The sequence below is a fragment of the Microbacterium insulae genome, from assembly GCF_042677065.1.
Lineage (GTDB): Bacteria > Actinomycetota > Actinomycetes > Actinomycetales > Microbacteriaceae > Microbacterium > Microbacterium insulae.
In genome coordinates this window covers 1,517,531-1,541,694 of record NZ_JBHTII010000001.1, presented here as the reverse complement: position 1 = coordinate 1,541,694, position 24,164 = coordinate 1,517,531, and the positions used below count along the sequence as shown (strand labels likewise).

The window sequence follows — 24,164 nt, the reverse complement described above, 5'->3', positions numbered from 1 at the left end:
CCACGGCGACCATCACGGAAGGTAGATCAGCGCGTTGTCGATGAAGCGGTGACCGGCGACGCTCGCGGCGATGAGCGCCAGCGCGGGCCCCTGATGGCCCTCGTCGACCGGCAGGAACGTCGCCGGGTCCACCACGCTCAGGTATTCGAGCCGGATGCGCGTCTCGCCCATGAGCGCCGACTGCGCCGCCGCGATGCACGCATCGACGCCGCGGTCGGCATTGGACGCCGCCGCATCGAGAGCCGCCGGAAGGAGGCCCACGGCCGACAGGTCACGGTCCTCGAGCATCCCGACGCGGGTCGAGACGGGGAGTCCGTCGTCGCCGCGCACCGTGCCGACGGTGGCGATCTCGACGTCGAAGAGCAGGTCGCGCACCATACGGCGGATCAGGAAGATCCGCTGCGGGTCGCGCTCGCCGTACACGGCCACGTCCGGTCGGACGAGGTTGAGCAGCTTCGCCTCGACGGTGAGGAGCCCGTCGAAGTAGAACGGGCGGGCACGCCCCTCGTAGCGCAGGCCCAGATCGCCGGCGGTCACCTTCGTCGTCGCACTGCCGTCCGGAAGAAGCTCCGCCGCCGCGGGGGCGAAGACGATGTCGACGCCGAGGGACTCCAGTAGTCGCTCGTCGTCGTCCGGGGTCCGGGGGTACGCGGCGTACTCGGCGGGCGTCGCGAAGCGGAGCGGGTTCACGAACACCGACACGACCACGATGTCGGCGACCTCGCGGGCGCGATGGACGAGATCGATGTGGCCGTCGTGCAGGGCGCCGATCGTCGAGATGAGCGCGACCCGTGATCCCTCGGGTGCGGCGGTGCGGGCCTCGGTGAGTCGGGCGCGCAGCGCGTCGACGGTGCTGATCATCCGTCGATCGTAGCGGCGGGGTCGACGCTCGGTCCGGAGCCGGCGTCGGCGAGCGAGTGGTCGATCGTCGAATGCACGAGCGCCGACAGGTACCTGCCCGGGTACGGCACGCCCGCCTCCGCGAGCAGCGCCGCCGACTGCCGCACGATCGAGCGCGAGAACTCCGTCGCCGCCCCGACCGCCTCCGCATACGTCGGGCGATCCTCCTCGGCGACCACGACGGGCTCGCAGCCGAGCTCCACCGCCAGCGCCTGGGCGATCGGCAGCACCGGCGCGGGCGCCGTGACCGCCGCGTAGGCGGTGGGGAGCTGCTTCAGATCGATCGAGGTGCCCGTGAAGACCAGGGCAGGATGCACCGCGAGAGGGATCGCCCCTTGGGCCATCGCCGGAGTGAGCACCGCCGTGCCGAACGCGGGGTCGGTGTGCAGGACCAGCTGGCCGGGCTGCCAGGCTCCGAGCGCCGCGAGCCCGGCCACCAGACCCTCCAGCTGGTCGTGCGGGACCGCCACGATCACGAGCTCGCTCCTGCGCACGACCTCCGCCGGCTCGAGCGTGGGCACCCCCGGCAGGATCGCCTCGACGCGCTCAGGATCGGATCCGGCGGTGATGCCGACGAGCGCGTGACCCGCGCCGCCGAGAGCCGCGCCGACGATCGGGCCGACCTTGCCCGCCCCGATGATCCCGATGCCGAGGCGCCCCTCGCGGCTCATGCTCCCCCCTCGGCGCCGCCCCCCGGCGAGAGGGTCACACCCGGAGCGTCGGGCTTCTCGGAGTGCTCGTGCGTCTCGGCCCACCGGTGCGAGCGGTCGCCCGAGGCGGCCGCGACGGCGCCGCGCGACGCGTCCGCGAACAGCGTCAGCGCGCGGTCCCGATCGATCGCGGAGAGGTTGGCGTAGACGGGACCCGAGACGACATGGGCGTGCAGCGACGCCACGCGCGACATCCGGTCCAGCGGTCCCTGGTTCAGGCCGAGGCTCTGAAGGCGCGCGAGCGGCAGGATCGCGAGCTTGCGCCAGATCACGCCGCGCCGCAGCAGGAGCAGGTCGTCGGTCAGCCGGAAGCCGTTGCGCCGGAACGACAGCGGCCGGATCCACCACGCCCGCGGCGGCGTGTTGACGAAGGTGTCGGCGTCGCGCGGTCCGAGGATCCCCTCCTGCACGATCACCGGCCACTCCGTCTCGGGCACGCCCGGTTGGAGCAGGCGCAGGACCCGCTCGACATCGGCGGCCGTCCCCACCGGCAGTGCGGTCGTGAACTGGTCGGTCGACCCGTCCACGGCACTGCGGCCGGTCAGGCGGTTGATGCGGATCATCCACCACCCGGCGGGTCGCCACAGGATCGGCTGCGTCACTTCCAGGGCGTGCACGCGCCCGGGCGGGACGATCTCGGTCACCGTGGTGAGCAGCCCGAAGGTGATGCGGACGCCGTCGGGAGTCGGCGCGATCGAGTACCGCAGCGAGCGCACGATCGACCGGACCCAGTACGCCGCGAAGCCGATGAGGGTCGGCACCATTGCGAACAGCAGCCACGTGGCACCGAGGGACACCCCGACCGACACGGCGACCGCAGCCACGATGAGCGCAACCGTCGACATGCTCACGATGTGGGATGCCACAAGCCGCCCGACCGGGATGTTCACGACGGACTCCGGCACATCGACCGGCGCTTCCGATCCTTCGATGAGGCCGGTGATCTCGCGGCCGACGGTCTGGCTGAGCGCGGCCAGGCGGCCGTCGGCCCGCGCGCCCGAGGGCTGACCGGGAGCGGAGGCCGCGGCATCCGCCAGCCGCCGTCCCGACGCCAGGCGAAGGATGTCGGATCGCACCGCCTCGGCGTTCGACGTCGAGAGGTACTCGAGCTTGACGTTCGCGTCCGCACCGGCGCCGACGACCTCGAGCTTCGCCATCCCCAGCAGTCGCGCGATCATCGGGCGCGTGAGGTTCACCCCCTGGACGCGGTCGAGGGGCGCGCGCCGCTGCGTGCGGAACAGGATCCCGCTGCGGACCTCGACGTCGTCGTCGGTGATGCGGAAGCTGTGGAAGCGCCACGAGAGGTAGAACACCGCGACGAGGATCAGCAGGACGCCGAGCACGGACAGCGCCGCGACGACGTACAGGTTGTTCGCGATGATGTAGTCGATCGGGTCGCCGCCCGAGCTCTCCCACTCGAGCAGCTCCTCCGGCAGGAACAGAGCGATCAGGCGATCGCGCAGATTCGCGATGATCACGCCGATGATCACGATCAAGAACAGTCCCCCGCGCAGCAGAGGCGTGAGGGGATGGAGGCGATGCCACTCGCCGTCGCTGAGCGGCGAGCGCACGAGCTCGCGCGGCGGCGCGCCCTTCACGGGGACGGAGTCGGTCATAGTCCCGTGCGCCGGCTCTCGGCGACCTCGATGAGGTGGTCGCGCAGCGTCTCGGCCCGCTTCTGCTCGAGGCCCGGGATCACGACTCCCGTGGTGGCTGCGGCCGTCACGAACTTGAGCTGGGCGATCCCGAAGCCGCGGTCGAGCGGACCGTGGGTGATGTCGACGAGCTGCATGCGGCCGTAGGGGACCGCGACGAAGCGCTGCCACAGGATGCCGCGGCGGAACACCAGGTCGTCGTCACGGAGCTGGTAGCCGATCGCGCGCGCCTGGCGCGGGAGGATCGCGAGCGTCCAGACGAGTATCGCGGTGAGGATGCCGCCCGGGATCCACGCCCAGGTCTGGCCCAGGACCAGCGTCAGCACGAGCATGGCAGCGACGACGACCACGAGGAACGAGCCCGTGGAGATGAACTGCACCCACACGTACTTGAGCGAGATCTGGTGCCACACGCCCTCCTCGAGCACCAGGCGATTCGCCGAGCGAGGCTCGACGAGCCGATCGAATGCGGCCCCCTGCGGCTCAGTGGCCGTGGATGCGGGGCTCGAGTCCGGGCTCGTCGCCTCCGGGCTGTTCGTCATCGTCGTCCTTCCGGATCGTGCACAGGTGCTCGGCGACGAGCGCCGCCGCCACGAGCAGCGCGCCGCACACCGCGGTCGCGATCACCGTTCCCATCGAGCCTAGCGACGGTGCGACCGGCCGGGTTCCGAGGAAGACGAGCAGCCCGACGGCCATCCCCCCGATCACGGCGCCGACGATGCTCGAGGCCTTGGCGAGCATCGCGATGCGCAGGGCGCGGAACGGGTTCACGGCCGCTCCGGGGCGCCCGCGCGTGGCACGGCGGATGGGCACGGCGAGCGCGATTGCCACCGCGCCGAGCAGCACGAGCAGGATCGGCAGCGTCACCGCGGGAGTGAATGTCGGCCGCCCGGCCGACGTGAGCACCTGGTCGACGAGGAAGCCCGCCGCCACACCGAGCGCGGCCGCGACGACGAGGACTCCCGCCCCGGTGCGCTTCATCGCGCGGCTCGCAGCCGAGCGAGGGCTTCGTCGACGCGTCCGACGCCGGGCAGCACCGCGTCGGGGTCGAGCTCGAGCCAGGGGGCGAGGACGAAATCGCGCTCGGCGGCGCGCGGGTGGGGCAGCAGAAGCCCCGGCGCGTCGCTGCGCAGGTCGGCAAACGCCACCAGGTCGAGGTCCAGGGTGCGGTCCCCCCATCGGACACGCCGTTCCCGGCCGTGGCGCTCCTCGATCGCGTGGAGGTATCCCAGCAGCACGGTCGGGGCGAGCCGGGTGGTGACGATGGCGACCGCATTGAGGTAGGCGGGTGCCGAGGCATCCGGACCCTGCAGGGTCACGGCGACGGACTCGACCGGCCGAGATGCCCTGACCTCGTCGACGAGCGGCAGCCTCCGCAGGTCTTCGACCGCAGATGCCAGCGTGTCCTGACGATCGCCGAGGTTGGCGCCCAGCGCGACGACCGCGTCGACCGGAGCGTGACGGGTCGGGTGGGCCTCGTCGTGGAATCCCTGCGCGAGCCGGCGGTTCATCGTCCTCCTCGCGTGCGCTCGATCGTCACCGACACGTCGGTGAACGTCAGCGGGATCGGCGCCTGCGGCTTGTGCACCGTCACGCGGACCTCCTCGACGAGCGTGTGCTCCAGCAGTCGATCGGCGATGCGGGCGGCGAGCGTTTCGAGCAGATCGACCGGCTCTCCGCCGACGAGGTCGGCGATCTGCTCAGCCATCTCGCCGTAGTGGACTGTGTCGGCCACGTCGTCGCTCGCCGCCGCCGCGCGGGTGTCGAGCCGGAGCGTCACATCAACCACGAAGTCCTGTCCGTCCCGGCGCTCCTCGTCATAGACCCCGTGGCGCCCGAAGACGCGGAGCCCGGTCAGCGTGATCTGGTCGGCGACGCCCATCGGCTCTCCCCTTCCCACGCGTGCGCGATCCGCAGCGCATCGACGGTCGAGGCGACATCGTGCACGCGGACTCCCCACGCTCCGGCCTGCGCCGCCAGCACGCTCGTCACCGCCGTCGCGAGATCCCGTCGCGCCTCTCCGATGTCCTCCCGCGCGTCGGCGCCGGCCAGGGTCTCCGCGAGGAATCGCTTCCGGCTCGTGCCGACCAGCACCCGCGGGCCGAGCCCGGCCAGGCGCGTCGTTCCGCGCAGCGCCGCCCAGTTCTGGGTGCCGCGCTTGCCGAACCCGATTCCCGGGTCGACGATCACGCGCGACGGAGCGATGCCCGCACCTGCGGCCGCCTCGACCCGCGCCGAGAGCTCCGCCAGCACGTCGGCGACGACATCCGAGTACTCCGCCTGCGCGTACATGTCGGACGACGGTCCGCGCCAATGACCGAGCACCACCTCGGCGTCCGTCTCGGCGACGGCTTCCAGCATCCCCGGGTCGGCGAGACCGCCCGACACGTCGTTGACAAGGCGCGCGCCGGCCTCGACCGCCGCGAGGGCGGTCACGGCGTTCATCGTGTCGATGCTCACGACGGCTCCGGCGTCGGCGAGCGCCCGGACCACCGGCACGACCCGCAGCTGCTCGACCGCCGGGTCGACCCGCTCCGCACCTGGCCGGGTCGACTCGCCACCGACATCGAGGATGTCGGCGCCCTGGTCGCGCAGCCGCAGCCCGTGGGCGACGGCGGCATCGGCATCCGCGTAGCGCCCCCCGTCACTGAAGGAGTCGGGGGTGACGTTCACGACGCCCATGACGACGGTCATTCGCGCGCTCCGCCGTGGCCGCCCGACAGCAGCGCGATCAGCTCGGCGCGGGCCACGGGGTCGGCGAGTTCGCCGCGCGCCGCGATGGTCACCGTCGAGGCATCGCCCTGCTGTCCGCCGCGCATCGTCACGCACTCGTGGGAGGCGTCGAGCACCACCAGCACGCCGCGGGTGTCGAGGGATGCCGCGATCACATCGGCGATCTGCTCCCCGAGACGCTCCTGCACCTGCGGGCGGGACGAGAGCACGTCGACGACCTTCGGCAGCGCACCGAGACCCACGACCTGCTCGCCGGGCAGGTAGGCGATGTGCGCGTGCCCGCGGAACGGCAGGAGATGATGCTCGCACACGGAGCGGAAGCGGATGTCGCGCAGCATGACCGCGCCGGAGGGCAGCGTGTCGGGAGCCGGGCCGCGCGTCACCGAGATCGTGTGCGCGAGGGGGGCCGCTGCATCCTCTCCGACACCCGAGAAGAACTCGGCGTAGGCGTCGGCGACCCTGCCCGGGGTCAGCTTGAGACCCGGGCGATCGGGGTCCTCTCCGATCGCCTCGAGCAGTTCACGCACGAGCGCGGCGACACGCTCACGATCGACGGCCACGCGCCGAGCCTACGCGGTCGCGGGACGCGCCTGACCGCTGGGGCGACGCTGCGGGGCCTTCTCGGGCGCCGGCTGCTCGGCCTCGGTCTGCGCCGCCGCGCCGACGGGCTCGCCGCGGACCGGGACCTGGACGGGGGGCAGCACGGAGACCGGACGCTGCTCGCTCGAAAGCCACTGCGGACGCGGCGGGAGGCGCTTGACGTCCGCGAAGATCTCGGCGATCTCGAGGTGGTCGAGGGTCTCCTTCTCGAGCAGCTCGAGCGCGAGCCGGTCGAGGATCTCGCGGTTCTCGTTGAGCACGTGGTACGCCTCGTTGTGCGCCTGCTCGATGAGCCCGCGCACCTGGGTGTCGACGCGCTCGGCGACGCGCTCGGAGAAGTCGCGGCCGTGACCCATGTCGCGACCCATGAAGACCTCGCCCGAGGACTGGCCGAGCTTCACGGGGCCGACGTCGGTGGTCATCCCGTACTCGGTCACCATCTTGCGGGCGATGCTCGTCGCCTTCTCGATGTCGTTGGAGGCGCCGGTCGTCGGGTCGTGGAAGACGATCTCCTCGGCGACGCGGCCGCCCATCGCCCACGCGAGCTGGTCCTGCAGCTCGTTGCGGGTGATGGAGTACTTGTCGTCGAGGGGCATCACCATCGTGTAGCCCAGCGCCTTGCCGCGCGGCAGGATCGTGATCTTCGTCACGGGGTCGCTGTGGTTCATCGCCGCGGCGACCAGGGCGTGACCACCCTCGTGGTACGCCGTGATCAGCTTCTCCTTGTCTTTCATCACGCGGGTGCGCCGCTGCGGTCCGGCGATGACGCGGTCGATGGCCTCATCGAGCGCACGGTTGTCGATCAGCTGCGCGTTGGATCGCGCCGTCAGCAGCGCCGCCTCGTTGAGGACGTTCGCCAGGTCGGCGCCGGTGAACCCGGGCGTCTTGCGGGCGACGACCTCGAGGTCGACCCCGTCGGCCAGCGGCTTGCCGCGGCCGTGCACCTCGAGGATGCGCTGGCGGCCCTTGAGGTCGGGCGCGTCCACGCCGATCTGCCGGTCGAACCGACCGGGGCGCAGCAGCGCGGGGTCGAGGATGTCGGGGCGGTTCGTCGCCGCGATCACGATGACGTTCGCCTTCGGGTCGAAGCCGTCCATCTCGACGAGCATCTGGTTGAGCGTCTGCTCGCGCTCGTCGTGCCCGCCGCCCATGCCGGCGCCGCGGTGACGGCCGACCGCATCGATCTCGTCGATGAAGATGATCGCCGGGGCGGTCTCCTTCGCCTGGTTGAACAGGTCGCGCACGCGGCTCGCGCCGACACCCACGAACATCTCGACGAAGTCCGAGCCCGAGATGGAGTAGAACGGGACGCCCGCCTCACCCGCGACGGCGCGGGCGAGAAGCGTCTTGCCGGTACCGGGAGGGCCGTACAGCAGGACGCCCTTCGGGATGCGCGCGCCGACGGCCTGGAACTTCGCGGGATCCTTGAGGAAGTCCTTGATCTCCTCGAGCTCCTCGATCGCCTCGTCGGAGCCGGCGACGTCGCCGAACGTGACCTGCGGCATCTCCTTGGTCACGAGCTTCGCGCGCGACTTGCCGAACTGCATCACCTTGCTTCCGCCACCCTGCGCGCTCGACAGCAGGAACCAGAACAGCAGGCCCAGCAGCAGGATGGGCAGCAGGAGCGAGAGGAACCCGTCGAACCAGGTGGCGCGCGGCACGGCATCGTCGAAGCCGTCCGCCGGGTCGGCGGCGTCGATGGCCGAGACGACCTCGTCGGCACGCGCCTGGACGTAGTAGAACTGCACGTCCGTGGCGCCCTCGTACTCGTCGGACAGCTTCATGTCGACCCGCTGGTCGCCGTCGGTGTTGAGAACCTCGACGACGGTGTCGCCGGCGAGCAGCTCGAGCCCTTCCTGCGTCGAGATCTGCTTCGCGCCGTTCAAGCTCGAGATGAGCGAGAACCCCACGATGAGGAAGATCCCGATGATCAGGACGTAGAAGAGCGGGTTGCGGGTGATCTTCTTGAAGTCCATGGTGCGGGCGCCAGCCCGATCCCTTTCGTCGGCGAACCGGCTCTGAAGCGAACGGATGCCTCGAGAACGGTGGAATCAGGGTATCGCGGCGTTCCTAGGCGCCGACTGTGCATTCGCCGACGGCTTAAGCCGACGCCGAATCGGTTGTCGAGTGCGAGCGCCAGCGCGCGTATCGAGACACGCCGACGGCTTAAGCCGACGCCGAATCGGTTGTCGAGTGCGAGCGCCAGCGCGCCCAGCAGGCCTGGTTCTACGCGTAGACGTGGGGCGCGAGCACGGCGACGTCGCGCAGATTGCGGTAGCACTCGGCGTAGTCGAGGCCGTAGCCGACCACGAACTCGTTCGGGATGTCGAAGCCCACGTACTTGCAGTCGACCTCGACCTTCGCGGCATCCGGCTTGCGCAACAGGGCGAACACCTCGATCGAGGCGGCACCGCGGGACTCGAAGTTCTCCAGCAGCCAGCTCAACGTCAGCCCCGAGTCGATGATGTCCTCGACGATGAGCACGTGCTTGTCGTGCAGGTCGGTGTCGAGGTCCTTGCGGATCTGGACCACACCGCTGGACTTCGTGCCCGCGCCGTAGGACGACACCGCCATCCAGTCCATCGGCACGGTGACCGGAAGCACGCGCGAGAAGTCGGCCATCACCATCACGGCGCCCTTGAGCACGCCGACGAGCAGGAGGTCCTTGCCCGCGTAGTCCGCGGCGACCCGGGCGCCGATCTCCTCCAGCTTCGCCAGGATCTGCTCCTCGGTGACGAGGATCTCGGTCAGTTCGCCTGGGATGTCGGCCGCGCGCATGGAGAGAGTCTAGGCGGATCGACGCCGTCGTCTCGGTCGATCCACAGGTGCCGGATGCCGCGCCGTCCGCGCTGCACATCGCGACACCCGCGCCGTCGCGCGACGCAGCCGGCGTCGCGAACTGCAGCGCGAGCGCGGCAGGGCGATCACGGCCGAGCGGTGAACTCGATGCGTCCCCCGACGCGGCGGGCGCGGCATCCCGGCAGATCGATCGGACCCTGCCCCGCCCAGTCGATCACGAGCCTCGCGACCTGGAGGGTCTGCGCGCGCGTGAGGCTCTCGTGGAACTCGCTCGCCACGACGTGCCGGATGATCCGGTGCCGCAGCGCGGCCGGGTTGGCGGCGAGCGCTCCGACCGAGACCGAGATCCCGGCTTCGACGTGCTCGACGATGTCCTCGATCGTCTCGTCGATCATCTCGTCGAAGGCCTCGGCGTCTTCGCGCAGCTGCGCCGCGGTGCGGGCGAGCGCTTCGGCGATCCCGGGTCCGAGCTCGGCCTCGAGGACCGGCAGCACCGACTCCCGCACGCGGACCCGCGCGAACCGCGACTCGGTGTTGTGGGGGTCCTCCCACGGTTCGAGGCCCTCGGCGCGGCATGCGGCGCGCGTGGTCGCGCGGCGCACGCCGAGGAGCGGCCGCAGCAGGGTCACGCCGTCGAGGTCGGTCGACTCGGCCATGCCCTGCAGGCTCGCGGCTCCTGATCCGCGGGCGAGTCCCAAGAGCACCGTCTCGGCCTGGTCGTCGAGGGTGTGACCGGCGAGGATCGCGGTCGCGGGCAGAGTGGATGCCGCCGCCCGCAGTGCCGCGTACCGCGCCGTGCGCGCGGCCGCCTCGGGGCCCCCGTCCGTGCCGACGGCGGCGCGCACGACCCGAGCGTCGAGTCCGAGGGCGCGAGCCTGGGCGGACGCGGCGGCCGCAGCATCCGCCGACCCATCTTGCAGCCCGTGGTCGACGGTCACCGCGGCCGCGGTGAGCCCCGCCCTCGGTGCCTCGAACGCGGCCGCGGCGGCCAGCGCAAGGGAGTCCGCGCCGCCGGAGAGGGCGATCACCACCACGGAGCCCTCGGGGACGCCGGCGAGCGCCGCACGGACGGCGCGTCGCACCTCGGCGACGGCGGGATCGAGTCCTGGCCTGCGGTCCTCCACCCGCCCACCGTACCGGCGAGGCGCCGGGCACGACGTCGGCGATCCGACGGACGACGGGCCCCTGCGGGTCGGATCCGGCGGAGACCGGTCCGAACTGCCGTCGTCGTGCACACGCGACGTGGGGTTCGTGCGCCCGGCGCCGCGGAACTAGGCTGGTCCGCGGCATCCACCGGCTTGAGAAGGAGCACCAGCATGGGCGCGTACGACGCCGTCATCGAGATTCCGCGGGGCAGCCGCGTCAAGTACGAGGTCGACCACGGCACCGGCCGGGTGTTCCTCGATCGCATCCTCTACACCGCGTTCGGCTACCCGACCAACTACGGCTTCTTCGAGAACACCCTCGGCGAGGACGGCGACCCGCTCGACGTCCTCGTGCTGCTCGACTTCGACCTCGCCCCCGGCGTCCTCGCGTCGGTGCGCCCCGTCGGCGTTCTCAAGATGAGCGACGAGGCCGGCGGCGACGACAAGGTCGTGGCCGTGCTGGCCAAGGACCCGCGCTGGGCGCACGTGCAGGATGTCGCCGATATCCCGGAGTACACCCGCAAGGAGATCGAGCACTTCTTCGAGCACTACAAGGACCTCGAGCCGGGCAAGTGGGTCAAGGTCGACGACTGGGCGAGCGCCGCCGAGGCCGAACGCCTCGTGGGCGAGGCGTTCACGCGCTTCACCGAGCACGAGGGCGAGACCCGCACGCAGGGTGAGGGCGTCGCGCCCAGCACCCTCTGACATCGCCTTCGACGACGAGAGCGGATGCCGCGGCATCCGCTCTTTCGTCGTCTTCGGGTCGTGGGATCAGACCGAGACGCCCCGGGCCGCCATGAAGGGCACGGGGTTGGTGGGAACGCCGTTGATGTAGACCTCGAAGTGCAGGTGGCAGCCGGCCGAGGCACCCGTGTTGCCCTCGCTGGCGATGAGCTGACCGGCGTTGACCCACTGCCCCGGGCTGACGAAGATCCCACCGGGGCGGATGTGCGCATAGCCGCTGCCCACGCCGCCGCCGTGCTCGAGCCGGATGTAGTTGCCGTAGCCACCGGCGTTCCAGCCTGCGTAGAGAACGGTGCCGGATGCCGCGGCATAGATGCCCGCACCGCAACCCGCGGCCAAGTCGACACCGCGGTGGAACCCCGACGTGCACTGGCCGTTGCCGCAGATGACGCTGCGCGGGCCGTAGCCGGACGTGTGCCAGCCCGAGTTCGGTCGCACCCAGCCGGAACCGCCGCCGCCGCCACCTCCGCCGCCGCCGCCACCGGCCGCAGCCTCTCGGGCGAGCCGCTCTGCTTCTTCGCGCGCGCGCCGTGCCGCCTCTTCCCGCGCCTTGCGGGCGGCCTCTTCGCGGGCACGGACGCCGGCCTGGTACTGCGCGACCGTGCGCTTGGTGGTGTCGGAGAGGGCTTCGAGCTGGGCTTCGAGCTCGACCTGCTTGCTCTGCTGGGTCTCGAGCGCGGCCTGGGCGGCTTCGGCGGCCGCCTGCGACGCGACCATCTTCTCCTGCGCGACCTGCTGCAGGCGGTCGCGTTCCGTGCGCTGCACGACGGCCTGGTCGCTGAGGCTCTGGGCCGCGTCCCGGGCGGTCACCGCTTCGGCGTAGACCGCCTGGTTCCGCTCCACGAGCTTGTCCATGGTGCCGAGGCGCGCGAGGAGGTCATCCGCGCCGGCGGCCGAACCGGCGAAGAGGAGTTGGAGCGAGGTGTCGTCCCCGCCGTTGCGATAGAGCTGAGCGGCGACGCGACCGGCCTTGTTGGCGGCATCCACGGCCGTCTGCGCCTGCTCATCGGCCTGCTGCTGCAGCTGTTCCGCCCGGTAAGCGGCATCGAAGAACTCTTCCTGCGCCACGTAGAACTCGGTGGCGGCCTGCTCGGCGGCCGCCTGCTTGGCGGCGACGTCGTCGGCGAGCGACGTGATGAGGCCCTTGATCTTCGCGACCTGCGCCTGTTTCGCGGCTTCGTTGGACTTCGCCCGGACGACATCGTCCCAGCTCGGGTAGTCCACGGCGAAGGCCGGGGCGATGAGCGGGCCGCCCAGCGCTCCGAGCGTGGCGAGCCCGAGGGCGCCGAGACCGAGGGCGCCGCGACGGCTCAGCGCGGGCCACAGGAGCTTCTGCTCGCGGGGCGAGGGAGCGCATCCGCACTCGTCGGAGGTGTCTTCGGTGTGCACCGGATCCTCCCCTCGCAAATGGCAACGCGTTTCACATTAGCAACATCAGTCACATACGCAACCGTTGAGCACGCACGCTTCTCACCGCTTCACTCGAGCGGATCTTCAGCCAGTCTCATCCGCGGGGGTCGCGGGCACAAGGACGCCACGCCCTCGATTGGCACATTCGACATCCATTGCGTATGCTTGACCCTCGGTAAGCGTGAGCCCCCGGGTTCACCCGGCCCCATCGTTTAGCGGCCTAGGACGCCGCCCTTTCACGGCGGTAGCACGGGTTCGAATCCCGTTGGGGTCACTCCGAATCACACAACTTCACAAGCATGGCCCTGTAGCGCAGTTGGTTAGCGTGCCGCCCTGTCACGGCGGAGGTCGCGGGTTCAAGTCCCGTCAGGGTCGCTCCGAGCGACGGGCCCTTTTCGAAGGGCCTTTCGTCTAGGACGCGGCAGGCCTTTCGAGGAACCGCCGTGCGGCTCTGTAGCTCAGTTGGTAGAGCGTTCGACTGAAAATCGAAAGGTCACCGGATCGATGCCGGTCGGAGCCACAAGGGCGAGCGTTACACTCGTCCCAGGAACCCTCGCGTAGCTTCTACATCGCGGGGGTTTCGTCTTTCCGGCGTACGGCCTCACTCCCCGCCCCGCCGCGACACGGGAGGTAGCCTCGAAGCATGCTGCGTCGACAGGCACCGCCGCCTCCCCCGCACACCTGCGGGTGGTCGACGGCGGAAGGGCGCACCGTCTCGAACGACGAGTGCGAGCGCTGCCAGCTCGAGGACCAGCTCGTGCTCGACACGCAGATCGTCGCTCAGAAGCGACGCGCCCGCACCTACCGCCCGGCACGGGCGACGACTGTCGAGCGCCCCGCGAGCGAGATCGACATCGGCGCCACCGCCCCCACGCAGCCGAGGCCCGTGCGCCGCCAGACCTACATCGCCCCCGTCGTCGAGCTCGACCCGGATGAGACGCTCTTCCCCCTCCAGCGGCGTCGCGACGGGGCCGGGTGACGGGGTCCCGTGGTCGCACGGCGCCCCGCGGACCGGTCTCGTGACATGATGTGGAGCAGGCGTGATCGCAACGACGTGGCGAGGTTCTGGAGCACTGCGGCGTCGGCCAAAACGAGTCGACGGACGCCGAACCTCAAGAATTGCTGAAGTTCTTTGGATTTGGACTGTCCCCCATATGGGGGACAAGGTACATTGTCCTTGTTGCGAATCCCGGGCAGTCTGGGGATAAGGCTTCTGGGGAGCCGGCCCGAGATTCGCATCGATAGGGGGAACGCAGTCTGGGGCTGCGGGATCTTTCCGCATGGGGATGCGGACGGCCCTCTCGAGAGCACGGATTCACCGGCTCTCGAGAGGGTCGACATCGTTGACGACCCGGACGTTCCGCGCGGATCAGTCGACCGTGACGTCGACCTGGATCTCGGCCGCGAGCCGCTCGATCTCGTCGGCCACGGCGGCCACATCGACGTCTCCGGGCGCGGACGCGACCACGGTCGCCTCGAACAGGCGGCCTCCCGCCATCGCCGCATCGCGCGTCTGAGTCGTCATGCGGTCGATGCTGACGCCGTGCGCGCTCAGCGCGGACGACAGCTCGCGGACGATGCCCGGGTGGTCGTTGCCCAGAACGCGCAGCACGAGCTGGCGGTGAGAGGGGGATGCGGCATCCGATCCCGCGGGCATCGCGACCGTGTGCAGGCCGTCGAGGTCCGCGAGGGCGGTCCGGAGCGCCTCGGCCCGCTCGGCGGGCACCGAGACCTCGACGATGCCCGCGAAGGCACCCGCGAGCTCCGCGAGCTGGCTGTTCTCCCAGTTGCCGCCGTGCGCCGCCACGACATCCGCGACCGAGGCCACGATCCCGGCGCGGTCGCCGCCGACGACGGTGAGCACGAGAGTAGTCATGCGCCACAGCGTACCCACCGGGGCGCCGCGGGGTCAGGCCTGTTGCAGCTCCGCCGGTGCGGGGAACGGGAGCCGGAAGCGCTCGAGGACCGCTCCGACCGCGGAGGCGGCGCCGTACTCGTCGCCCACGACAGTGATGCCGCGCGGGCTGGCCTCGGCGATCCGCACCGGACGCTCGACGCCGCCATCGAGGCGCAGCATCCACTTCTCCGCGAGGTACCCGATGCCGAGCGCGTCGAGCATCTCCTCCGCCACGAGCCATTCGACCGGTTCGGCGGTCCGCTCGCGCCCGAGCAGGTCGTACACGCGGAATCCCTCGCCGTCGGCGAGCATCCATCCGAGCACTTCGCCGTCCGTGCGGCGGTGTTCGATCCAGTCGGCGGGAAGCATGCACGCGAGGCTAGCAGCGGCCGCCACCTCAGGATTCTCCACATCTCGTCGTCGCCTCTATCGGCGAACCAAGAAGTCTGGCTAGAATCAACTCGCGTTCACTGACCGTTCACGGTTGCGCGACGTCCGACTTGGGGCCGGATGAAGCGTTGATGTATCACCAGCGCAGTCGCTGAACTCAGAGAGCGTGTTCGTAGGGGGGCCTACGGACTTCTGGGGACAAATCTGGGGATGCATCGATGATTCGATGGTTGCGCGACTTCGCGCATTTGCAGGATGAGGACAGGCCGTGAGCGCCGTCGAAAGCGCTCTGCCGACGGCATTGCGGGCGCTTCCGGTACCTGGGCTGAGCGCCATCGCGCCGTCTTCGCTCGATCGGGGCTACACGGCTGCGCGCGTCTCGCCGCGCGCCACGCCGACGCTCGAGCGACGACTGCTGTGGGAGCGCCGCTACGTGCGGCGCCTCCGCGTCACCGACGCCGCGATCGTGGTGCTGGCGACGGCGCTCACGCCTGTCCTTCAACTCTCGCTCGTCGCGCCGGAGCTGCTGAGGAACGATCCGTGGATCGTCGCGCGGATCCCTGCGGTCACCGCGGTGTTCTGGCTGCTCGTGCTCGCGGCGTTCCACACGCGCGACCGCGCGATCACCGGGTCCGGTGCGACCGAGTACAAGCGCGTGGCGCACGCGTCCGGCCTGACCTTCGGCATGCTCGCGATCGCCTTCGTGGTCTTCCAGTGGCAGGGCATCCGCTCGCAGCTCATCATCGCCGCGCCGATCGGGCTCCTCGCACTGCTGATCGGGCGCTGGTCCTGGCGCCGGTGGCTCCATCGCCAGCGCCGCTTCGGGCACTATGTCTCCCGCACGTTGGTGGTGGGCAGTCGTGACGACGTCGAGTACGTGATCCGCACTCTGCAGCGAGACGGCCAGCTCGGCTACCTCGTCGTCGGGACGACGATCGCCGACTCCGACGAGAAGGCGATCTCGGTGGGCGGCCTGTCGTACGACGCGGTGGGGAGCATCGACCAGGTCGCCCGCACGGCGAGCGACCTCGGTGCCGACTCGATCATCATCGCGAGCCGGCCCGACACCGATCCGGACTTCATCAAGCGGCTCAGCTGGCAGATCGAGGGCACGGCCGCCGAGCTCATCCTCTCGAGCCGGCTGGCGGATGTCGCAGGCCCGCGCATCTCGCTGCGGCCCGTCGACGGGCTCCCCCTGATCCACGTGAAGATCCCGCGCTTCGAGGGCGGCCGGCTTGCGCTCAAACGCTCGATGGATGTCGTGGCCTCCGCCGCCGCGCTGCTCCTCTTCGCCCCCTTCGCGATCGTCATCGCCATCGCCATCAAGCTCGAGGACGGCGGGCCGGTCTTCTTCTCGCAGGCACGGGTCGGACGCGACGGCAAGGAGTTCCGCATCCTGAAGTTCCGGTCCATGCGCACCGACGCCGAACAGCGGCTCGCCGAACTGCTCGAGGCGAACGAGGGCGCGGGCCCGCTGTTCAAGATGAAGGACGACCCCCGGGTCACCCGCGTCGGTCGCATCCTGCGCAAGCTGTCGCTCGACGAGGTGCCGCAGTTCTGGAACGTGCTCGTCGGCGACATGAGCATCGTCGGCCCGCGGCCGCCGCTGCCGCGCGAGGTGCGGGCGTACGATGGGACCGTCTTCCGCCGCCTCTACATCAAGCCGGGCATCACCGGCCTGTGGCAGGTCAGCGGGCGCAGCGACCTGTCGTGGGACGAGAGCGTGCGGCTCGACCTCCGGTACGTCGAGAACTGGTCGGTGATGAACGACCTCATGATCATGTGGCGGACCGGGCAGGTCATGGTCCAGCCGAAGGGAGCGTACTGACCGATGGCGCTGGACGATTCGCTCACCATCGCCATGATCGGCACGCGGGGGGTTCCCGCCGCGTACGGGGGTTTCGAGACCGCCGTCGAAGAGGTCGGACGACGACTGGTCGAGCGCGGCCACACCGTGACGGTCTACACGCGCGGGTCGGAGTCCCGCGAGCCCGAGTATCTCGGCATGCGGGTCGTGCATCTGCCCGCCCTGCCGCAGAAGCAGCTCGAGACCCTCAGCCACACCGGGTTCTCGACTCTGCACGCGATGGTCCACCGGCGTCCGGACGCGGCCTTCGTGTTCAACGCCGCGAATGCGCCGTTCCTCCCGCTCCTGCGCGCGCGGGGGATCCCGACGGCGCTCCACATGGACGGACTCGAGTGGCGGCGCTCGAAGTGGGGCCCGCGCGGCAAGGCCTACTACCGCTGGGCCGAGCAGTTCGGAGTCCGCACAGCCGACGCGCTCATCGCGGACGCGCCGGGCATCTCGGACTACTACACCGATCAGTTCGACGTCCCGACCGAGCTCATCCGGTACGGCGCGCCGATTCTCGACTCTGCTCCGGCGGACGGCATCCGCGGACTCGGACTCGAGCCGGGCGCCTACCACCTGGTGGTCGCGCGCTTCGAGCCCGAGAACCACGTGCTCGAGATCGTCGAGGGCTATCGCCGCAGCGACGCCCGGCACCCGCTCGTGGTGGTGGGCACCGCGCCCTACAGCGCGGCCTACACGGAGTCGATCCGCGACGCCGCCGGCGACGACCCGCGCATCCGGTTCCTCGGGGGCGTGTACGACCAGAATCTTCTCGACGCGCTGTACTTCCACGCCATGACGTACGCTCACGGCCATTCGGTCGGGGGCACGAATCCGTCGCTGCTGCGCGCGATGGGCGCCGGCACCGCCGTCATCGCCTACGACGTGCCGTTCAACCGCGAAGTGCTCGCCGAGGAGGCGTGGTTCTTCGAAGACGAGCGAGACGTCGCGATGCACTTCTCCGCGGTCGAGACGGATGCCGCGGCCGTCGAGCGACTCGGAGCCCGTGGCCGCGAGCGAGCCCGGTCGAGCTTCCGGTGGGATGACGTCGCGATCGCTTACGAAGAGCTCGCACAGCGCCTCGCGCGGGGGGAGTCGGTGCACGCCACCGCTCGGCGTGCCACTCGCCGTGCCCAGGAGTGGGACTTCGGCACGTCGCGCCCCATGGTGTCGACGACCTGACCGCCGAACGCCGCGGCGCCGACGCGGTGCGCGCCGTCCGCGACCTCTAGGCTCGGACACGTGCGGGGCAGCTCCGCCGGAGAGGGAGTGCCACGCGTCATGCAGACCGACCGCAGTCCGCGACCGCTCACGTTCGCCACGATCACTTACCGCGCCGAGGACACCCTTCAGCTGCTCCAGGCGAGATCAATGGCGCTCTACGCGCGCGGGGAGGACGTGGCATCCATCATCGTCGTCGACAACGGCGCACCGGCGATGTCGCGTCGCACCCGCAAGCGCCTCCTCGCGGCCTACGGTCCTCTGGCCGACCGCGTCCGGATCGTGCCGCGCTCCGCCTTGGGTGCGGACGTCGCGTCTTCGGGCTGGATGAGTCAGCAGGTCATGAAGCTCGCCGTCCACCGCCTCGTGACAACCCCGACCTACGTTCTCCTCGATGCCAAGAACCACCTGATCCGGCCGGTCGCCGTCGACGACTTCCTGGCGGCGGACGGCCGCGCGCGCACCGGATTCCAGAGCTACCGCGATCATCCGCTGCTCCCCCGCGTGCAGAAGGTCCTCGAGTACCTCGGACTCGACCCGACCACCGCGGACCGCTTCCCCCCGACATCCACACCCTTCGTCATGCACACGGACGTCGTGGCCGCACTCATCGCCGACGTGGAGGCCTCGTCAGGGCGTCCGTTCACGGAGGAGTTCGTGGCGGCCGACCTCACCGAGTTCCCCCTCTACTCGGGCTGGCTGCTGCGCCGCGACGGCGACTTCGACGGCACCTACGTCGACGACGCCATCCAGTCGCCCACGATCTGGGGCGGCGGAGCCAACCGCGCAGGCGTCGAGCGGGCGATCGCCGAGGCGAAGGAACGGGATGCCCCCGCATTCGGTGTGCACCGGCGGGCGCTCAACCGCCTCGACGCGGACACCGCCGCCCCGCTGGCGGATTTTCTCACCGAGCGGGGGATCGTGTCAGGGCCGGCAGAGTTCAGCGCGCTCAGGCGCGCTTTCCGCTGGCAGTACGGTTCTGAGATCCTGCGCGCCCGCGTGGCCGCACGCGTGCCCTCCCGACGCGCCTGACGGCGCGGGCACGGGCCGGGCGAGGAGCGTCACGCCCCCGCGGAGAGATGGCGGCTCATCTGCCCGTAGAGCTCGCGGACGAGATCCCGCGACTCCTTGAGCACCCGCGTATGCCGGCGGGCAGAGTCGTGGTGCACGTCGGGGACGTCCCGAGGGTCGTTGGGCGAGGACCACGGGAGCCGAAGACCGGTCTGCTGCGGCAGAACGACTCGCCCGCGGCGCTGATCGAGGAGATCCGCGTACCCCGCCAGCGAGGGTGCGGAATCCGCCTCCCCGGCGGAACGCCGGAGCTCGCCCTGCTCCGGCACCACCCGCCCGAGAGCGACGGCCTCCTTCAGGGTGAATGTGCGCTGCCGCGTGCTCGGCCGCATTCGTGCGAGCCGGGCGCGCTCCTCGCGGGAGGCCGTGATGATGAGGTCGTGATCTTCGAGGTCCGCGTGGGCGATCTGGGTCGACTGATGTCCGGCCGCGGATGCGGCGGCCGGCGATCCCGGATCCACCAGAGACATCGCGACGCGACACATCGGGTGGGACCGGACGACGGAGATGCCGCGACTGCGGATCTCCCACCGCGCGCCGTCGGAGCCTCGGGACGTCTCATCGTCGAGAACGGTGGCCATGAACGGAGACCGGCACACGTTGGCCGCGCAGACGAAAAGCACCCGATGGGACATACTCCTCCTTCATAGGCCCTGACGCCCACCGTACCGGCTGGTCGGCGTCCCCCCTCGCGCTCTGCCAGACTGAATCGATGAGGTCGTCCACCGTGCTCGTCGCCCATCCGGGATCCGAACTCTACGGCTCGGACCGTGTCCTCTTGGACAGCGTCATCGGCCTCGTCAGATCCGGCGCGCGCGTCATCGTGACGCTTCCCGAGGAGGGTCCCCTCGCCGCGGCGCTTCGTGCGAACGGTGCGGAAGTGATCGTCGCCCCCGCCTTCGTGCTGCGCAAGCGCCTGATGCGTCCCTCCGGCTGGGGAGAGCTCCTGCGGACGGGATGGAACGGCGCGCGGTCCGCCCGGTCGATCCTTCGCGCCACGCGGCCCGACGTCCTCTACGTCAGCACGATCACGCTCCCCCTGTGGCCACTGCTCGGCAGGGTGCGCCGCGCACCGGTCGTGTTGCACGTCCATGAGGGCGAGGCCTCCGCGGGGCGACTCACGAAGTCCGTGCTCTACGCGCCGGCGCTCGCGGCGAAACGCATCATCGTCAACAGCTCGTTCAGCTCGACCGTGATGACATCGACCTATCCGCGACTGGCCTTGCGCTCGGAGGTCGTCCTCAACGCGGTCCCCGGTCCGTCCGAAGCCGCGGAGCCGCGCGAGGACGTCTCCGACGGACTCCGAGTGCTGTTCGTCGGACGGCTGTCGCCGCGCAAGGGTGCCGACCTCGTCGTCGAAGCCGTCCGTCTGCTCGACGCGCGGGGAATCCCGACGACCCTCGACATCGTCGGGTCGACTTTCGAGGGCTACGAGCCGTACGAGGAGGCGCTGCGCACCGCCATCGCCGACGCCGGACTCGGCGATCGGGTCACCCTCCACGGGTTCCAGACGGACATCTGGGGTTTCCTCGAGCGAGCCGACGTCCTCGTCGTACCCTCGCGACTGGACGAGCCCTTCGGGAACACCGCCGTCGAGGGCATCCTGGCAGCGCGACCGGTCATCGCGAGCGACACGTCGGGTCTGCGCGAGGCGACGGCCGGCGTCGACACGGCGTGGCGCATCGCGCCCGACTCAGCTCCCGCGATCGCGGATGCCCTCGTCGCGATCGCGGAGCGATGGCCCGATGTGCGGGAGCGGGTGGAGTCTTCGCGCCGCGCCGCGGCCGATCGGCACTCGCCCGCACGCTACCAGGCCACCGTGGCGGAGATCGTCGCGAGCGCCGACGATCAGCGCTGAACCGGACGGCTCTCCTCCGCGCGTTCCGGCGAGGCCTCGACCTCGGGCTCGTCATCGTCGTCCGCATCCGCGAGTTCGATCTCGTCGGCCGGGGCGCCCGTCTCCTCGAGCCCGTCCGGGGCGGCCGCGTCGGCCGATACGTCCATCAGCCCTGAGGCGTCCGCCGAATCGTCGGCGACATCCACCGCAGCGGCATCCGGAGCCTCGACGATCGCCGACTCCGTGATCTCGTCGACGCCCGCCTCCGCGGTCGACTCGGCGGGCGCGAGCGGGGCGACGTCAGTCGGTGCGGATGTCGACCTTCTGCTCCCCCGCCGCGCTCGGCGGCTCTGCGACTCGGCCGCCCGCTGGCGCCGACCACCAGAGGGTCCGTAGTAGTAGTAGTTGTAGTCGTCTCCGCGCTGACGCTTGACCCTGCTGAAGACCACTCCGGCGACCTGGGCGCGCGCGCGGTCGAGCGCCTCGAGCGATCGTGCGAGCTGGGCCAGGTGGACCTTGCTCACATCGGCCACGACGATGGTCGTGTCGACGCTCTGAGCGATGATCGTGGCATCCGACACGCTCAGCAAGGGCGCGGTGTCGACCACCATCATGTCGAAGTCGTGGTGGAGTTCGCGCAGCAGCTCGGTCATGCGGGCGGACGCCAGCAGTTCGGCGGGATTCGGCGGCACCTCGCCCGCCGGGAGCACCCAGAGCGACGTCTCGCCCCACTGGAGTGCGGCATCTTCGAACACGACCGCGCCGACGAGCATCGTCGTCAGTCCGACGGAGTTCTCGAGGCCCAGCGTCTCGGCCACCATCGGGCGCCGCAGGTCGGCATCGACGAGGAGGACGCGCATGCCCGCCTCGGCATACGTGAGCGCGAGGTTGACCGCGGTCGACGTCTTGCCCTCCCCGGGGATCGAGGACGTCACGGCGATCGCAGAGATGTCGTGCTCGACCGCGGCGAAGCGGAGGCTCGACCGCACCCGGCGGTAGGCCTCGGCGCTGGTTCCGTTCGGCTCGGCGACGACGATGGCCTTGCGCTGCGCATCCTTGCGCCGCGGAATCGCGCCCAGCACGGGGAGGTCGGTGATGCGCCGCAGCGCCTCCTCCGACCGTACGCGCGTGTCGAGGAGCGTCCAGACGATGATTGCCAGAGCCGCCAGGAGGACGCCCGCGAAGGCACCCAGGACCGCGTCGCGCTGCTTGTTCGGCGAGGACTGGAACGCCGCAGGCGTGGCGGGCTCGATCACGCGCGCCACGACGGTCGCCACACCGGAGTCGTCCTTGGGGGAGATGTCGTCGACGACGAGGGCGAGGTTCTCGGCGATGCTGTTGGCCAGCTCCGCGGCGAACTCGGCATCGGTGGAGCCGGCTGTGACGTCGAGGATGACGGTGTTCTGCGGGATCGTCACCGTCGTCATGTTGCGGATCTGCGAGTTGGTGAGGTCGGCGTCCAGATCGTCACGCACGGCGTCCAGCACGACGGAGGACATCGCGAGCTGCGCGAACGAGAGCATCTGGCTCTGCGTATAGGCCGACCCCTGGTTGATGTCGGACCCGCTGCTGGCGGAGCGCATCGAGAAGTAGGTCGACGCGGTCGACTGGTAGATGGGCGCGAGCGTGCTCGAATAACCGAAAGCGATCGCGCCACCGAGGAGACCCGCGAGCAGCAGCACCCACCACGCGCGAAGAAGCACCCCGAGGATCCGCCCCGGCGTCACCTGAGTTCTGATATCGGCCACTCGCTCCCGTTCGTGTCGCGCGTCTCCCGAGAACGCGAACCGATGGGGGGACGATGCCCCGCGACCCCCCTGACGTACAGGTTACCGACCCCGCCCGCGATTCCCACTCTCATCGGCCCGCCCCCGTGGACAGCCGGCGCTCGCCCACCCGCGGCGGCGTCTCCGTGAGAGCGGCTGCGGCGGCCAGGTCGGCGGCGTCGCGGCCGTACCGCAGCGCGTAGGCGCTCACCGCGAGGCCCGCGGCGAACCACACGAACGCTGCGTACTGCGTGATCAGGGCGACCGTGGCGAACGCGGGGATCTGCGCGGCGAGCGCGACGCTGGCCGGCGTGGCGCGGCCGATGACGACGCTGCCGATGAGCACGGCGAGCAGCACGAGGACCACCGCGAGGGGCAGCATCCCGAATCGCAGGCCGATCAGGATGAGGGCGCTGTCGATGGAGCGGAATCCCGCCCAGTAGTCCTCCCCCGTGGGCAGCACCTCCCGGTCGGGGGAGATTCCGAGCACCACCATCGAGTTCGTGAGTCCGAGCAGGTCCAGGCGGTAGTTGGCGCTTCCCTCGGCCTCCGATCCCGCGTCGCCGAAGACATCGAGGATGACCGGTGTGACGGCGATCGCGCCGGCCACGAGGAAGCCCAGAACCGTGATCCGCAGACCGCGGCCGACGTAGACGCCGAGGAACACCACGCCCAGGACGAGCGTGAGCGCGAATCCGATGATCCCGAGGCGGCTGAACGTCAGCACGGTCGCCGCTCCGACCACCACCAGGGCGACCGCTCGCACCCACGGGCGCCACCGCACGACGAGGACGAAGGCGGCGGACATCGCCAGAACCCCGCCGAGAGCGATCGAATGGCCGAAGGCCCCCTCGACGCGCAGGAATCCTCCGCGCACCTGGAGCACGCCCCAGATGGACGACGATGCGCCGGGGATGCGGAGGAAGAAGTTCTCGCTCGTCACGAACTCCACGATGCCGAGCACGGCCGCCGCGACGGCCGCCGTGGCGAGGCACGCGGCCACCCAGCCCTCGTCGACCCGGGCGAGGACCATCCGGCCCCAGACATAAGGGAGGAACCACATCACGACCGCGTCCTGGACGTGCCCCGTGATCGAGCCGCCGATCGCGAAGGCGAGGAGGATCACCAGGAACAGGATCAGCACGAGGGTGTCCACGTTCGACCACCGCAGGTTGGGGCTGATCCCCGAGATGATCGCGATCACCGTCATGGCGGTCAGCGCGCTGACGAAGACGCCCATCGCGCCCGCTCCGAGCCAGACGGGGGTGAAGAACAGGGCGACCGTCCACAGCGCGATCCCCCACCTCGGATGCCGCCGGATCAGCAGCACGAGTCCGAGCACGGCGATCATCGCCGCAGCCCCGAGCGCGACGAGCTGTACCGGATTCGATCCCACGCCGGGCCCCCTGCAGTCCGTTGCCCGATTCTACGTGC

The 24,164-nt window shown here is 70.5% G+C and carries 24 protein-coding genes and 3 tRNA genes; 9 read left to right on the top strand and 18 right to left on the bottom strand.

Translation table 11 applies throughout. The features are described from left to right. Positions 1 to 12: 12 nt before the first annotated feature. The 12 genes from panC to tilS form a co-directional block, all read right to left on the bottom strand. Positions 13 to 861 (bottom strand): pantoate--beta-alanine ligase, encoded by an 849-nt coding sequence (panC, locus tag ACFQ0P_RS07200; protein ID WP_204977884.1) that lies wholly within the window; start codon positions 859 to 861, stop codon positions 13 to 15. Then, positions 858 to 1,571, bottom strand: coding sequence for a DUF2520 domain-containing protein (locus ACFQ0P_RS07195; RefSeq protein ID WP_204977883.1), 714 nt, complete (start codon positions 1,569 to 1,571; stop codon positions 858 to 860). The genes panC and ACFQ0P_RS07195 overlap by 4 nt, the downstream gene beginning before the upstream one ends. Then, positions 1,568 to 3,226 carry a PH domain-containing protein gene (locus tag ACFQ0P_RS07190; protein WP_204977882.1) on the bottom strand — a complete coding sequence of 553 codons (1,659 nt, stop codon included), beginning with the start codon at positions 3,224 to 3,226 and terminating at the stop codon, positions 1,568 to 1,570. The genes ACFQ0P_RS07195 and ACFQ0P_RS07190 overlap by 4 nt, the downstream gene beginning before the upstream one ends. Beyond that, positions 3,223 to 3,807 carry a PH domain-containing protein gene (locus ACFQ0P_RS07185; RefSeq protein ID WP_204977880.1) on the bottom strand — a complete coding sequence of 195 codons (585 nt, stop codon included), beginning with the start codon at positions 3,805 to 3,807 and terminating at the stop codon, positions 3,223 to 3,225. The genes ACFQ0P_RS07190 and ACFQ0P_RS07185 overlap by 4 nt, the downstream gene beginning before the upstream one ends. Next, entirely contained in the window at positions 3,749 to 4,246 is a 498-nt protein-coding gene (locus ACFQ0P_RS07180; protein WP_204977879.1) for a DUF3180 domain-containing protein, read from the bottom strand. Before ACFQ0P_RS07180 ends, ACFQ0P_RS07185 begins: the two co-directional genes overlap by 59 nt. Then, complete coding sequence (gene folK / locus ACFQ0P_RS07175) at positions 4,243 to 4,776, bottom strand: 2-amino-4-hydroxy-6-hydroxymethyldihydropteridine diphosphokinase (protein ID WP_204977878.1); 534 nt, start codon at positions 4,774 to 4,776, stop codon at positions 4,243 to 4,245. The genes ACFQ0P_RS07180 and folK overlap by 4 nt, the downstream gene beginning before the upstream one ends. Further along, positions 4,773 to 5,147 (bottom strand): dihydroneopterin aldolase, encoded by a 375-nt coding sequence (gene folB / locus ACFQ0P_RS07170; protein WP_204977877.1) that lies wholly within the window; start codon positions 5,145 to 5,147, stop codon positions 4,773 to 4,775. Before folB ends, folK begins: the two co-directional genes overlap by 4 nt. Next, positions 5,120 to 5,959 carry a dihydropteroate synthase gene (gene folP / locus ACFQ0P_RS07165; RefSeq protein WP_204977876.1) on the bottom strand — a complete coding sequence of 280 codons (840 nt, stop codon included), beginning with the start codon at positions 5,957 to 5,959 and terminating at the stop codon, positions 5,120 to 5,122. The genes folB and folP overlap by 28 nt, the downstream gene beginning before the upstream one ends. Then, the gene (gene folE, locus ACFQ0P_RS07160; RefSeq protein WP_204977875.1) at positions 5,956 to 6,558 is read right to left on the bottom strand and encodes a GTP cyclohydrolase I; all 603 of its coding nucleotides are present in this window, start codon (positions 6,556 to 6,558) and stop codon (positions 5,956 to 5,958) included. Before folE ends, folP begins: the two co-directional genes overlap by 4 nt. 9 nt (positions 6,559 to 6,567) lie before the next feature. Further along, positions 6,568 to 8,574, bottom strand: a complete 2,007-nt coding sequence (gene ftsH / locus ACFQ0P_RS07155) for an ATP-dependent zinc metalloprotease FtsH (RefSeq protein WP_204977874.1) — start codon at positions 8,572 to 8,574, stop codon at positions 6,568 to 6,570. Between the two features lie 250 nt (positions 8,575 to 8,824). Continuing rightward, positions 8,825 to 9,376, bottom strand: a complete 552-nt coding sequence (hpt, locus tag ACFQ0P_RS07150) for a hypoxanthine phosphoribosyltransferase (RefSeq protein WP_204977873.1) — start codon at positions 9,374 to 9,376, stop codon at positions 8,825 to 8,827. A 146-nt stretch (positions 9,377 to 9,522) separates the two neighbouring features. Then, a complete protein-coding gene (gene tilS / locus ACFQ0P_RS07145) occupies positions 9,523 to 10,521 on the bottom strand; it encodes a tRNA lysidine(34) synthetase TilS (protein ID WP_204977871.1) in 999 nt (332 codons plus the stop codon). Between the two features lie 192 nt (positions 10,522 to 10,713). Here tilS and ACFQ0P_RS07140 point away from each other — a divergent pair, with 192 nt between their 5' ends. Beyond that, positions 10,714 to 11,247: an inorganic diphosphatase gene (locus tag ACFQ0P_RS07140; RefSeq protein WP_204977869.1), complete on the top strand. Its 534-nt coding sequence runs from the start codon at positions 10,714 to 10,716 to the stop codon at positions 11,245 to 11,247. A gap of 66 nt (positions 11,248 to 11,313) precedes the next feature. Here the strand turns inward: ACFQ0P_RS07140 and ACFQ0P_RS07135 are convergent, their stop codons facing one another. After that, on the bottom strand, positions 11,314 to 12,675 hold the full coding sequence (locus tag ACFQ0P_RS07135) for a peptidoglycan DD-metalloendopeptidase family protein (RefSeq protein WP_204977867.1): 1,362 nt from the start codon (positions 12,673 to 12,675) through the stop codon (positions 11,314 to 11,316). Between the two features lie 222 nt (positions 12,676 to 12,897). Between ACFQ0P_RS07135 and ACFQ0P_RS07130 the strand changes: the two genes are divergently transcribed. From ACFQ0P_RS07130 to ACFQ0P_RS07115, 4 genes are all read left to right on the top strand, one after another. Further along, positions 12,898 to 12,970 (top strand) — tRNA-Glu (locus ACFQ0P_RS07130). 27 nt (positions 12,971 to 12,997) lie between these two features. Then, positions 12,998 to 13,071, top strand: a tRNA-Asp gene (locus tag ACFQ0P_RS07125). 72 nt (positions 13,072 to 13,143) lie between these two features. Continuing rightward, positions 13,144 to 13,216 (top strand) — tRNA-Phe (locus ACFQ0P_RS07120). A 123-nt stretch (positions 13,217 to 13,339) separates the two neighbouring features. Beyond that, positions 13,340 to 13,675: a hypothetical protein gene (locus ACFQ0P_RS07115; RefSeq protein ID WP_204977865.1), complete on the top strand. Its 336-nt coding sequence runs from the start codon at positions 13,340 to 13,342 to the stop codon at positions 13,673 to 13,675. 390 nt (positions 13,676 to 14,065) lie between these two features. Here ACFQ0P_RS07115 and ACFQ0P_RS07110 read toward each other — a convergent pair whose 3' ends face one another. After that, entirely contained in the window at positions 14,066 to 14,572 is a 507-nt protein-coding gene (locus ACFQ0P_RS07110; RefSeq protein ID WP_204977863.1) for a glycine cleavage system protein R, read from the bottom strand. Positions 14,573 to 14,605: 33 nt separating this feature from the next. Next, a complete protein-coding gene (locus ACFQ0P_RS07105) occupies positions 14,606 to 14,962 on the bottom strand; it encodes a hypothetical protein (RefSeq protein ID WP_204977861.1) in 357 nt (118 codons plus the stop codon). Between the two features lie 289 nt (positions 14,963 to 15,251). Here ACFQ0P_RS07105 and ACFQ0P_RS07100 point away from each other — a divergent pair, with 289 nt between their 5' ends. Genes ACFQ0P_RS07100 through ACFQ0P_RS07090 form a run of 3 tightly spaced genes read left to right on the top strand, consistent with a single transcriptional unit; the run spans position 15,252 to position 19,088 of the window. Continuing rightward, positions 15,252 to 16,811 (top strand): sugar transferase, encoded by a 1,560-nt coding sequence (locus ACFQ0P_RS07100; protein WP_378771755.1) that lies wholly within the window; start codon positions 15,252 to 15,254, stop codon positions 16,809 to 16,811. Positions 16,812 to 16,814: 3 nt separating this feature from the next. Beyond that, a complete protein-coding gene (locus ACFQ0P_RS07095) occupies positions 16,815 to 18,017 on the top strand; it encodes a glycosyltransferase (protein ID WP_204977860.1) in 1,203 nt (400 codons plus the stop codon). 60 nt (positions 18,018 to 18,077) lie between these two features. Further along, complete coding sequence (locus ACFQ0P_RS07090) at positions 18,078 to 19,088, top strand: DUF6492 family protein (RefSeq protein WP_204977859.1); 1,011 nt, start codon at positions 18,078 to 18,080, stop codon at positions 19,086 to 19,088. A gap of 29 nt (positions 19,089 to 19,117) precedes the next feature. On the opposite strand, the gene ACFQ0P_RS07085 is transcribed toward ACFQ0P_RS07090, so the two are convergent. Beyond that, positions 19,118 to 19,762, bottom strand: a complete 645-nt coding sequence (locus ACFQ0P_RS07085; RefSeq protein ID WP_204977858.1) for an arsenate reductase/protein-tyrosine-phosphatase family protein — start codon at positions 19,760 to 19,762, stop codon at positions 19,118 to 19,120. Positions 19,763 to 19,839: 77 nt separating this feature from the next. Between ACFQ0P_RS07085 and ACFQ0P_RS07080 the strand changes: the two genes are divergently transcribed. Then, entirely contained in the window at positions 19,840 to 20,985 is a 1,146-nt protein-coding gene (locus tag ACFQ0P_RS07080; RefSeq protein WP_204977857.1) for a glycosyltransferase, read from the top strand. Here the strand turns inward: ACFQ0P_RS07080 and ACFQ0P_RS07075 are convergent. Together ACFQ0P_RS07075 and ACFQ0P_RS07070 are read right to left on the bottom strand one after the other, a co-directional pair. Next, a complete protein-coding gene (locus tag ACFQ0P_RS07075; RefSeq protein WP_204977856.1) occupies positions 20,976 to 22,712 on the bottom strand; it encodes a polysaccharide biosynthesis tyrosine autokinase in 1,737 nt (578 codons plus the stop codon). The genes ACFQ0P_RS07080 and ACFQ0P_RS07075 overlap by 10 nt on opposite strands. Positions 22,713 to 22,821: 109 nt before the next feature. Continuing rightward, positions 22,822 to 24,126, bottom strand: coding sequence for a hypothetical protein (locus ACFQ0P_RS07070; protein WP_204977855.1), 1,305 nt, complete (start codon positions 24,124 to 24,126; stop codon positions 22,822 to 22,824). Between the last annotated feature and the right edge of the window lie 38 nt (positions 24,127 to 24,164).

Bases quoted from the DNA above. Each gene is read 5' to 3' on its own strand.
- panC (WP_204977884.1), bottom strand. From the start codon at position 861: ATGATCAGCACCGTCGACGCGCTGCGCGCCCGACTCACCGAGGCCCGC.
- ACFQ0P_RS07190 (WP_204977882.1), bottom strand. From the start codon at position 3,226: ATGACCGACTCCGTCCCCGTGAAGGGCGCGCCGCCGCGCGAGCTCGTG.
- ACFQ0P_RS07140 (WP_204977869.1), top strand. From the start codon at position 10,714: ATGGGCGCGTACGACGCCGTCATCGAGATTCCGCGGGGCAGCCGCGTC.
- ACFQ0P_RS07105 (WP_204977861.1), bottom strand. From the start codon at position 14,962: ATGCTTCCCGCCGACTGGATCGAACACCGCCGCACGGACGGCGAAGTG.
- ACFQ0P_RS07080 (WP_204977857.1), top strand. From the start codon at position 19,840: ATGAGGTCGTCCACCGTGCTCGTCGCCCATCCGGGATCCGAACTCTAC.
- folP (WP_204977876.1), bottom strand. From the start codon at position 5,959: ATGACCGTCGTCATGGGCGTCGTGAACGTCACCCCCGACTCCTTCAGT.
- ACFQ0P_RS07180 (WP_204977879.1), bottom strand. From the start codon at position 4,246: ATGAAGCGCACCGGGGCGGGAGTCCTCGTCGTCGCGGCCGCGCTCGGT.
- folK (WP_204977878.1), bottom strand. From the start codon at position 4,776: ATGAACCGCCGGCTCGCGCAGGGATTCCACGACGAGGCCCACCCGACC.
- ACFQ0P_RS07115 (WP_204977865.1), top strand. From the start codon at position 13,340: ATGCTGCGTCGACAGGCACCGCCGCCTCCCCCGCACACCTGCGGGTGG.
- ACFQ0P_RS07185 (WP_204977880.1), bottom strand. From the start codon at position 3,807: ATGACGAACAGCCCGGAGGCGACGAGCCCGGACTCGAGCCCCGCATCC.
- folB (WP_204977877.1), bottom strand. From the start codon at position 5,147: ATGGGCGTCGCCGACCAGATCACGCTGACCGGGCTCCGCGTCTTCGGG.
- hpt (WP_204977873.1), bottom strand. From the start codon at position 9,376: ATGCGCGCGGCCGACATCCCAGGCGAACTGACCGAGATCCTCGTCACC.
- ACFQ0P_RS07085 (WP_204977858.1), bottom strand. From the start codon at position 19,762: ATGTCCCATCGGGTGCTTTTCGTCTGCGCGGCCAACGTGTGCCGGTCT.
- ftsH (WP_204977874.1), bottom strand. From the start codon at position 8,574: ATGGACTTCAAGAAGATCACCCGCAACCCGCTCTTCTACGTCCTGATC.
- ACFQ0P_RS07195 (WP_204977883.1), bottom strand. From the start codon at position 1,571: ATGAGCCGCGAGGGGCGCCTCGGCATCGGGATCATCGGGGCGGGCAAG.
- ACFQ0P_RS07095 (WP_204977860.1), top strand. From the start codon at position 16,815: ATGGCGCTGGACGATTCGCTCACCATCGCCATGATCGGCACGCGGGGG.
- ACFQ0P_RS07110 (WP_204977863.1), bottom strand. From the start codon at position 14,572: ATGACTACTCTCGTGCTCACCGTCGTCGGCGGCGACCGCGCCGGGATC.